The following is a 10,079-nucleotide window of genomic DNA, read 5'->3' on the forward strand; positions in this document are numbered from 1 at the left end:
TGGCTGCGCCCTTCGCGCCCGAGTCTTCGGCCGCGGTGGTCTTCGTCTCGTCGACCGGGGTGTCCTTCGCGGCCGTTCGGGGCTTGTTCTTCGTGCCTGCAGTCACGCTTCGCCTTTCACCCGCGCATCCGGAGCGCACGGGTCGATTTCGGACACTAGTAAGACCCTTGTCAAGTCCGGGGGGCGATGACGGGCATCGCACCGACCGATCGACAACGGGTCAGAGAGTCCATTGTCTCATATGATCCGCGCATCGCCCGATTCCGCCATCGGGGGCGCGGCACATCACCTGCAACGGCGGGAGACGATCAGGAATTCCCTGCTGATCAGCCTCGGCGTTTGTCGTCTTCGTTGGTCGGGCGGGTCGCGAGGAACCGTTCGAGCTCCGCGGCGAGTTCCTCGGCGCTCGGGAGATCCCCGGTGTGGATCATGGGTGTCGCCGACGTCGAACCCGCCATATAGGAGTCGTACCTCTCCTCCAGCGTCTCCACCATGCGCGAGAGCTCGTCGCTCTCCGAGACCTGCTCTTCGACCTTCATCAGGTAGCCGCGGTTCTCTTCGCGAAGCTCATCGCCGTCGAAGGAGAGTCCCGTCGCGGCGCTGAGGCTGTCGAGGGCCGCCAGCGCGGCCGCCGGGAACTCGGTGTCTGCGAGATAGTGCGGGACGAGCAGCACGAAGCCCGCGACCTGAGCCCCGGCCTGTGCGAACCGGTACTCGATGAGGTGGCCCACCGTCGCCGGTACCCGGGTGTGCGGCTTCCACACGGAATGCTGCTCGGTGAGAGCCGTGCGCGTGCCGCTCACCGTCGTTCCCAGCGGCCGGGTGTGCGGGACGGGCATGGGGATCGCGTGCACCCAGGTCACCGTCGAGGCCCCGTACGAATCGGCGAAATCGACGACCGCCGCGGCGAACGCCTCCCAGCCGAAGTCCGGCTCGTACCCCGCCAGGAGCAGGAAGGGCGAACCGCCGGCATCGTGCACGAGCGACAGCTCGAGCCGCTGCGGGGCGTAGTCGGTGAGGTGGTCCTCTTCGAACTCGATGATCGGACGCCGGGCGCGATAGTCGAGCAGCGAATCGTTGCCGAACACGGCGAGCGGCGTCGGGTCCAGGCTCTCGCGGAAGTACTGGACGGTGCGGCTGACCGCGCTGCCGGCATCCGTGAATCCCGTGAGCACGATCACCATCGGCAGACCACGCGGCACCGGGGGTGCGGATGCGACGCGCTCGAAGAGCGGACCGGGGAACGGCATGGCTCCATGCTACGAGCACTGTCGCAGCAGGAGGCGAGGCTCGGGTGTCGCTCAGAGCGAACAGCGCGAACCTAGGATGGAGGACATGTCGTCTCCCGACCTCGAATACCGCTCCACCCCTCTCCGAGAGTCCGACGCGGACGCCATCCTCCTGGCGCTGCCCGCGCTCGACGGGGACGATGCCCCGGCACTCGACGACTGGCCCGGCCTGGCCGACTCGCTCGCGGCGATCGGATTCACCGGTTCTGCATCGTCGTACGCACGTGTCTATGCACCCGAGGCCTCCTCCGTTCCCCTCGCCGTCGTGGGAACCGGTCGAAACCCGACCCCCGCGGCAGTGCGCGACGCCCTCGGCGTCGGCATCCGTCAGCTCACGGGCTACGGAACCGTCGCGGTCGGGGTCATCGGCACGGACCCGGCACTGTGGCGCGCTGCGGCGGAGGGCGCCGTGCTCGGCGGATACCGCTTCGACGGCTACAAGACCGAGGCGCCCGCGCCGCGGGCCTCCCGTATCGTCGTCCATGGCCCGTCCGGCTCCCCCGATGCAGCGCTGGCAGCGGTGACCGCCGCAGCCGACGCCGTCGCACTCGTCAAGGACCTCGTCAACACCCCGGCGGAGTGGCTCGGCCCCGCCGACTTCGCGGAACGCGCGAAGGACGAGGTCGCCGTGCTGCCGGTGGACGTCGAGATCCTCGATGAGCACGCACTGCGCGAAGGCGGCTACGGCGGCATCCTCGGAGTGGGACAGGGCTCGGCGCGTCCACCGCGCATGGTGCGTCTGGAGTACTCCCCCGCCGACGCCGGACGACACGTCTCGCTGGTCGGCAAGGGCATCACGTTCGACACGGGCGGCCTGTCGCTGAAGCCCCCGGCGTCGATGGTGGGCATGAAGTACGACATGTGCGGTGCGGCGACGGTGCTCGCGGTGGTGCGTGCCGCGGCCGTGCTCCAGCTCCCCGTGCGGGTGACGGGCTGGCTGGCGATCGCCGACAACATGCCGTCCGGTTCAGCCACGCGTCCCGGCGACGTGCTGCGGATGCTCGACGGAACCACCGTCGAGGTGCTCAACACCGACGCAGAGGGGCGTCTCGTGCTCGCCGACGGACTGGTCGCCGCCAGTCGAGAGCATCCGGATGTCATCCTCGACGTCGCCACGCTCACGGGCGCGATGACGATCGCGCTGGGGAACCGGCACGTCGGCGTCATGGGAGAGGACGACGCGGTCGCCGAGTATCTCGCCGCCGCCGATGACGTCGACGAACTCGCCTGGGCGCTGCCGCTGCCGGCGCACATGGTCGATGAACTGGACTCGCCGATCGCCGACCTGCAGAACGCCAAGATCGGCGATCCCGCGGGGGGCTCGCTGTTCGCGGGGCTGTTCCTGCGACACTTCGTCGGCCGCACCGGCGACGGCGACGGTGACCCGCGCATCCCCTGGGTGCACCTGGACATCGCCGGAGTGGGCATGCACAAGGGAGCCGCGTACGGCTTCACCGACAAGGGGCCGACCGGCGCGACCGTTCGCAGCCTCATCCGATTCCTCATGGGCAAGGAGGCCTGATGACCGACCACACGTTCGACCTCGTCGTGCTCGGCGGCGGAAGCGGCGGCTACGCCGCGGCGCTGCGCGCCGCAGAACTCGGCAAGTCCGTCGCGCTGATCGAGAAGGACAAGGTCGGCGGCACCTGCCTGCACCGGGGCTGCATCCCGACCAAGGCGCTGCTCCACGCCGCCGAGGTGGCCGACCACACCCGGGATGCCGCGAACGTGGGCGTGCGCGCTGCGTTCGAGGGCATCGACGTCGAGGGCGTCCGCGCGTACCGCGAGGGCATCGTCGCGAAGAAGTTCAAGGGTCTCGAGGGCTTGGTCAAGGCACGCGGCATCACCGTCGTCGCCGGCGCCGGCAGGCTCGAAGCGGGTCCGGCGGTGCGCGTCGGCGATGACCTGTACCACGGCACGGATGTCGTGCTCGCGACCGGTTCGTACAGCCGCACTCTTCCGGGGCTCGACATCGGCGGTCGCATCCTCACCAGCGAGGAGGCGCTGAGCCTCGGCGAGGTGCCGTCCCGCGTCGTGATCCTCGGCGGCGGTGTCATCGGCGTCGAGTTCGCGAGCGTGTGGCGCTCCTTCGGCTCCGAAGTGACGATCGTCGAAGCGCTCGAGCACCTTGTTCCCAATGAGGATCTGGCGCTGAGCAAGGGGCTCGAGCGCGCGTTCCGCAGGCGCGGCATCGCCCAGTCACTCGGAGTGCGCTTCCAGTCCGCGGCACAGACCTCCGAGCACGTCACCGTGTCCTTGGAAGACGGCACCACATTCGAGGCCGACTACCTGCTCGTCGCCGTCGGGCGCGGCCCGGCCACCGCCGACCTGGGCTTCGAGGAGGCCGGGGTGGTACTCGATCGCGGGTTCGTGGTCGTCGACGACCACCTGCGCACCGACGCGGACCACGTCTGGGCGGTCGGCGACATCGTGCCCGGCCTCCAGCTCGCACATCGCGGATTCCAGCAGGGCATCTACGTCGCCGAGCGGATCGCGGGACTGAGCCCCGTCATGATCCCCGACAGCCAGATCCCGAAGGTGACCTATTCGCACCCCGAAGTCGCGTCGGTCGGACTCACCGAGACCCAAGCGGCCGATGTGCACGGTGCGGAGGCCGTGAAGGCCTACGAGTACAACCTCGCCGGCAACGGCAAGAGCGAGATCATCGGCACCGGCGGGATCGTCAAGGTCGTCCGCGTCGTCGACGGACCGGTCGTGGGCGTCCACCTGATCGGCGATCGGGTCGGCGAGCTGATCACCGAGGGCCAGCTCGCCGTCGGCTGGGAGGCCCATCCCGAGGACATCGCCCCCTTCATCCACGCCCACCCCACCCAGAGTGAGGCGCTCGGCGAGGCATTCCTCGCGTTGGCGGGCAAGCCGCTTCACACCGTCTGACCCGACGCACGAGCGCATCACTAAGCTAGAACGACACCGGCATCCTTAAGGAGACATTGCCCATGAGCACTTCCGTGGTCCTCCCCGCGCTCGGCGAGAGCGTCACCGAGGGAACGGTCACCCGCTGGCTCAAGCAGGTCGGCGACTCGGTCGAGGCGGACGAGGGTCTCCTCGAGATCTCCACCGACAAGGTCGACACCGAGATCCCGTCGCCCGTCAGCGGCGTCCTCGAAGAGATCCTCGTGCAGGAGGACGAGACCGTCGAGGTCGGCGCCGTGCTGGCGAAGATCGGCGACGGGTCGGGATCGGCGTCGGAGGATGCCGCAGCGGAAGAACCCGCAGAGCAGGCGACGCCCGCGGCGGAAGAGCCCGCCGATGAGCCGACGGCCGAAGCGGCGAAGCCTCAGGAGGCACCCGCCGAGCCCGAGCCCGAGCCCGACGCATCCGCTCCGGCCCCCTCGGCCGACGCGGCCGCGTCCTCCGACGGCAAGGAGGTCGTGCTGCCTGAACTGGGCGAGAGCGTGACCGAGGGCACCGTCACGCGCTGGCTCAAGCAGGTCGGCGACGATGTCGCCGTCGACGAACCGCTGCTGGAGATCTCGACCGACAAGGTCGACACCGAGATCCCGGCCCCGTTCGCGGGCGTGCTGCAAGAGATCCTGGTTCAGGAAGACGAGACCGTGGCGGTCGGGTCACCTCTCGCGCGCATCGGCGACGGATCGCCGGCCGAGACCTCGACCGAGCTCCCGCAGCAGGCACCCGCCGAGGAGCCGGAGCCCGCCGAGGAGCCGGAACCCGCGGAAGAGGCGGCAACGCCCGCGGAAGAGGCCCCCGCGCCCGCCGAGGAGCCTCAGCCCACCGCGAAGGCTGCGCCGGCTGAGAAGTCCGAGCGGGCCCCCGCCCCGTTCACTCCCCCGTCGGGAGACGACGCCGTCTACGTCACCCCGCTCGTGCGTCGCCTGGCGCAGCAGCAGGGCGTCGATCTCGGTTCGGTGACGGGAACGGGCGTCGGTGGACGGATCCGCAAGGAGGACGTGCTGACGGCGGCCGAGGCGGCCAAGGCGCCCGCAGTTGCGACGGCGGCGCCCGCCGCGGCGGCTCCGACGATCGAGGTCTCCGAGCTGCGCGGCACCACCCAGCCGATGTCGCGCCTGCGCAAGGTGCTCGCCGAGCGCGCGGTCGCCTCGATGCAGGCGACGGCGCAGCTGACCACGGTCGTCGAGGTCGATGTCACGCGTCTGTCGGCCTACCGCGACTCGGTCAAGGCGGAGTTCCAGCAGAAGACCGGCGACAAGCTGAGCTTCCTGCCCTTCTTCGCCCTCGCTGCCGCCGAAGCGCTGCAGACGTACCCCGTGATCAACTCGACCGTCGACGGCGACAAGATCGTCTACCCGCCGAGCGAGAACCTCTCGATCGCGGTCGACACCGAGCGCGGGCTGCTCACGCCGGTGCTGCGCGATGCCGCCGCGAAGAACCTCGCGGAGATCGCCCATGAGATCGCCGATCTCGCCGCCCGCACCCGCGACAACAAGCTCAAGCCGGACGAGCTGGCCGGGGGCACCTTCACCCTCACGAACACCGGTTCGCGCGGGGCCCTCTTCGACACCCCGGTCGTGTTCCTTCCGCAGTCGGCGATCCTCGGCACGGGCATCGTCGTCAAGCGGCCGGGCGTGGTCACCGTCGACGGTAGGGACGCCATCTCGGTGCGGTCGTACGTCTATCTCGCGCTCTCGTACGATCACCGCATCATCGACGGTGCCGACGCCGCACGCTTCCTCGGCGCGGTGAAGAAGCGCCTCGAGGACGCCGCCTTCGCCGAGCAGCTGGGCATCTGATCCGCTAGCGCTGCTGCGCGACGTCGTGCACGTCGCGCAGCAGCCAGCGGCCGCCCGACTCGGCGATCACGACCAGCTGTGATCGGCCGTCCGGTCCGTCGACCCTCAGCACGGCGACGCCGCCGAGGTCATCGAGCACAGTGACGGTCCGCTCGTCGGCCGGCAGATCGACCGGCCCGGCCGGCACGGCACTCGTCGGATCCTGCATCAACTCCGACAGGCACGCGGATGTCCCCCCACACGCCGTCCGGGCCTCGAGGAGCTGCGAGGCGACGGAATCCAGCCCCGCGGGGGTCTGGTCGACCGGCGGGTCGGGAGTGCCCGTGCCGTCCGGATCGATCGGTGCCGCGGGGGCGCTGTCGATCCCAGCGGGCTCTGCGGTGGCGGGTGAGCCCGGTCCTGCCGGCCACAGCAGTCCGCCCGCCACCACTGCTCCCCCGATGAGAGCCGCGACCAGCCAGGGTCGACGACGCCGCGGTGTCCGCGCACGACGCCACAGATCGGTCGCCACCTCCGAGACGGTGTCGGCGAGGTCGGCATCGACGTGACGGGCGAGGGCCGTGAACCATGGGGCGCCGGGACGTTCCGGCTCGACGCTCGAGCCGTCGTCGGCGACCCGCAGCGAGCGGGCGGGACGGGGCGCGATCCCTTCGGTGGCCAGCGGCGCCGGTGCGGCGGTGGCGAACAGGGTCTCCTCGCCGCGAAGCAGGACGCGCTGAGGCGTCGCCGGCTCGGCGATCGCGCCGGCGAGATCGGTCCAGTCGCGCCGGGTCGGCGCCGCAGCCATGTCGTTCAGGAGCTCGATCGTCGCCGCACGCGCCGAAGCCGTTCCCACACCGAGCGCGAGCACGGGCCGCCCGTCGGCGGTCACCCACCATTCGCCGCTCGGTTCCACGCCGATTGCGGCGAGCTCGGCCACGGCGCGCAGCGCGCTCACCCCGACGGTCACCGCTTCGCCGTCGGACAGCCCGGCCCCGCCGCCGCGGCGCGCGAGCGCGTCGCGCAGCCGATCGCGCAACGCCGGGAGGAGAGCGTCATGGCCGTCGTGCCGACGCACCACGTCGAGGGCGGCGACGAGGTGACCGTCCTCCCGCGCCGACGAGCCCGGCCAGTCGGCACCGAGCTCGACGATGTCGACGAGAACCCCGCCGCGCTCGCCGAGTCTCACGAGCGTGCCGTCCCAGGGACCGTCGCGTCCCGCCGTGACCCGACGCAGCGCCGTGACCGGAGCACGGAGGGGATCGGGCGCATCTGTCACCCTTCGAATCTGCCGCGGGACGCTGCGCGGCCTGCGGACCGACGACAGATCTGTGGACAGCAGGCCGCCCGCTGCGCCTGGGGAGGAGCCGACACCGCGCGGGCGGTAGGCTGGAACGCATGGCAGCGCGCAGTACCGGCCCGGAGAAACGTCCGGGATTCTTCCGCCAGATCGGAACCCTCTACTCGTTCACCCAGAAGGAGTTCCGGTGGCTGCCGTTCGCGCTCGCGGGAATCCTCCTGGTCGGAATCGGAATCGGTGTCGCGATCGGCTTCCTCCTGCCGCCGCTGGCGGTGTGGAGTGTCATCCTGTGGGGCTTCACCGGTCTGATGCTCGGCGTGCTCGCCGGGCTCATGACGATGACGCGCCTGTCGACGGTGGCCATGTACCGGCGGATCGACGGGATGCCCGGCGCGACAGGCCACGTCATGTCGACGTCGCTCGGCCGCCGGTGGCAGGCCGACGACATGCCGGTCGGCGTGAACCCTCGCACGCAGGAGGCCGTCTATCGCGCGATCGGCCGTGGCGGAGTCGTGATCGTCGGCGAGGGGGCGCGCGGACGGCTGACGCGACTCGTCAACGACGAGCGGTCGAAGGTCCAGCGGGTGGCGTCGGGTGTGCCCGTCACGGTGCTGTACGTCGGCCACGGCGAGGACGAGGTCCCGATCGCCAAGCTGGCGGGCACCATCAAGTCGTTGCCGAAGTCGATCGACCGCGCCACGATGGCCGCGGTGATCAAGCGCATCGAGTCCGTATCGCAGACCCGCGCGTCACTGCCCATCCCCAAGGGGATCGATCCGATGCGCGCGCGCGCACCGCGGCCGCGCTGACGACGGACGCGCCTGTCACCCTCGGACGAGCACCGTGCCTGCGGCTTTGTCGTGCAGGCCGCGCTGGTCGGCGTCCCAGATCACCGCGGGGATGACGACGACGAGCAGCAGCGTGCGCACGACAGGCCGCCACAGTCCCACCCATGCCCCGTCGAGACGGAGCAGGCGCAGGCCGAAGAGCCGATGACCGGGGCTGCCCTGCAGCGTGGGCAGGAAGGCGACCTGGATGAGCGCGAAGATCGCCAGGATCGCCAGCGGGTCCCACGCGAAGAAGCCCGAGACGAGATACGCGGCGCCGTAATCGATGAACAGAGCGCCGACGCGTCGTCCGAGCCGCCCGATGGATCCGGCTCCCTCACGGGGCAGGCCGAGTCGCTCGCCGGGATAGGTCTGGGCGTTCTGCGTCACCACATCAGCGTATCCAGCCCTGTGTAACATGGCCGAAACAATGGCGACACTGCCGGGCAACGCCCTGTCGATAGGTTGCCAGAACCGCTCGCATTGCGGGTGGCAGTTCCCGATGCCCTACCTCTGGAGTCTTCATGTTCAGTGATTCATCCGAGGTGCTGAAGTTCATCAAGGACGAGGACGTCAAGTTCCTCGACATCCGTTTCACGGACCTTCCTGGCGTTCAGCAGCACTTCAACATTCCGGCCTCGACCGTCGACGAAGACTTCTTCACCGTCGGCCAGCTGTTCGACGGATCCTCCATCCGAGGCTTCGCGAACATCCACGAGTCCGACATGCAGCTCATCCCCGACGTGTCGACGGCGTACCTCGACCCGTTCCGCGAGGCGAAGACGCTGATCATGGTCTTCGACATCTACAACCCGCGCAACGGCGAGATCTACTCGAAGGACCCGCGTCAGGTCGCGAAGAAGGCCGAGAAGTACCTCGCCTCCACCGGCATCGCCGACACGGCGTTCTTCGCCCCCGAGGCCGAGTTCTACATCTTCGACGACGTCCGCTACGAGGTGAAGCAGAACTCGAGCTTCTACTCCGTGGACTCGGAGGAAGGCGCGTGGAACACCGGCCGCACCGAAGAGGGCGGCAACCTCGCCAACAAGACCCCCTTCAAGGGCGGCTACTTCCCCGTCTCGCCGGTCGACAAGACGGCCGACCTGCGCGACAACATCAGCCTGAACCTGATCGAGGCGGGTCTCGAGCTCGAGCGCGCGCACCACGAGGTGGGCACCGGCGGCCAGCAGGAGATCAACTACAAGTTCGACACGATGGTCCACGCTGCGGACGACATCCTGAAGTTCAAGTACATCGTCAAGAACACCGCCGAGCAGTGGGGCAAGGTCGCCACCTTCATGCCGAAGCCGCTCTTCGGCGACAACGGCTCCGGAATGCACACGCACCAGTCGCTGTGGAACGACGGCTCGCCGCTGTTCTACGACGAGAAGGGCTACGGCGGCCTGAGCGACATCGCCCGCTGGTACATCGGCGGCATCCTCGCCCACGCACCCGCCGTCCTCGCGTTCACCAACCCGACCCTCAACAGCTACCACCGCCTGGTGAAGGGCTTCGAGGCGCCGGTCAACCTGGTCTACTCGGCCGGCAACCGGTCGGCTGCGATCCGCATTCCGATCACGGGCACCAACCCCAAGGCCAAGCGCATCGAGTTCCGCGCGCCGGATGCCTCGGGCAACCCGTACCTCGCCTTCGCGGCACAGCTGATGGCGGGCATCGACGGCATCAAGAACCGCATCGAGCCGCACGAGCCGGTCGACAAGGACCTGTACGAGCTGCCCCCCGAGGAGGCCAAGGGGATCCCCCAGGTTCCCAACTCGCTGCTCGACTCGCTCGAGGCGCTGCGCGCGGACCACGAGTTCCTGCTGCAGGGCGGCGTGTTCACGCCCGAGCTGATCGAGACGTGGATCGAGTACAAGATCGAGAACGAGATCCAGCCGATCGCGCAGCGGCCGCACCCGTTCGAGTTCGAGCTGTACTTCGGCGTCTGACACCT

Annotated in this window: 9 protein-coding genes; 5 read left to right on the top strand and 4 right to left on the bottom strand. The window is 69.5% G+C overall.

From position 1 onward, the window contains the following. Both ABD663_RS02385 and ABD663_RS02390 read right to left on the bottom strand, forming a co-directional pair. The coding region (locus tag ABD663_RS02385; protein WP_344736912.1) for a hypothetical protein at positions 1-202 on the bottom strand (202 nt) is incomplete at its 3' end. Between the two features lie 124 nt (positions 203-326). After that, positions 327-1,250, bottom strand: coding sequence for a PAC2 family protein (locus tag ABD663_RS02390; protein WP_344736250.1), 924 nt, complete (start codon positions 1,248-1,250; stop codon positions 327-329). Between the two features lie 85 nt (positions 1,251-1,335). Between ABD663_RS02390 and ABD663_RS02395 the strand changes: the two genes are divergently transcribed. The 3 genes from ABD663_RS02395 to sucB all read left to right on the top strand — a co-directional run bounded on the left by ABD663_RS02395 (position 1,336) and on the right by sucB (position 6,019). After that, on the top strand, positions 1,336-2,811 hold the full coding sequence (locus ABD663_RS02395) for a leucyl aminopeptidase (protein ID WP_344736251.1): 1,476 nt from the start codon (positions 1,336-1,338) through the stop codon (positions 2,809-2,811). Next, positions 2,811-4,184, top strand: a complete 1,374-nt coding sequence (lpdA, locus tag ABD663_RS02400; RefSeq protein WP_344736252.1) for a dihydrolipoyl dehydrogenase — start codon at positions 2,811-2,813, stop codon at positions 4,182-4,184. Before ABD663_RS02395 ends, lpdA begins: the two co-directional genes overlap by 1 nt. Positions 4,185-4,246: 62 nt before the next feature. Then, the gene (sucB, locus tag ABD663_RS02405) at positions 4,247-6,019 is read left to right on the top strand and encodes a 2-oxoglutarate dehydrogenase, E2 component, dihydrolipoamide succinyltransferase (RefSeq protein ID WP_344736253.1); all 1,773 of its coding nucleotides are present in this window, start codon (positions 4,247-4,249) and stop codon (positions 6,017-6,019) included. A 4-nt stretch (positions 6,020-6,023) separates the two neighbouring features. On the opposite strand, the gene ABD663_RS02410 is transcribed toward sucB, so the two are convergent. Next, positions 6,024-7,277 (bottom strand): hypothetical protein, encoded by a 1,254-nt coding sequence (locus ABD663_RS02410; RefSeq protein WP_344736254.1) that lies wholly within the window; start codon positions 7,275-7,277, stop codon positions 6,024-6,026. A 119-nt stretch (positions 7,278-7,396) separates the two neighbouring features. Here ABD663_RS02410 and ABD663_RS02415 point away from each other — a divergent pair, with 119 nt between their 5' ends. Further along, complete coding sequence (locus tag ABD663_RS02415) at positions 7,397-8,107, top strand: DUF4191 domain-containing protein (protein ID WP_344736255.1); 711 nt, start codon at positions 7,397-7,399, stop codon at positions 8,105-8,107. Positions 8,108-8,122: 15 nt separating this feature from the next. On the opposite strand, the gene ABD663_RS02420 is transcribed toward ABD663_RS02415, so the two are convergent. After that, entirely contained in the window at positions 8,123-8,515 is a 393-nt protein-coding gene (locus ABD663_RS02420) for an RDD family protein (protein ID WP_344736256.1), read from the bottom strand. 134 nt (positions 8,516-8,649) lie between these two features. Between ABD663_RS02420 and glnA the strand changes: the two genes are divergently transcribed. Next, positions 8,650-10,074, top strand: coding sequence for a type I glutamate--ammonia ligase (gene glnA / locus ABD663_RS02425; protein WP_344736257.1), 1,425 nt, complete (start codon positions 8,650-8,652; stop codon positions 10,072-10,074). Positions 10,075-10,079 lie beyond the last annotated feature (5 nt).

Source organism: Microbacterium awajiense (genome assembly GCF_039536545.1).
GTDB classification, from domain to species: Bacteria; Actinomycetota; Actinomycetes; order Actinomycetales; family Microbacteriaceae; genus Microbacterium; species Microbacterium awajiense.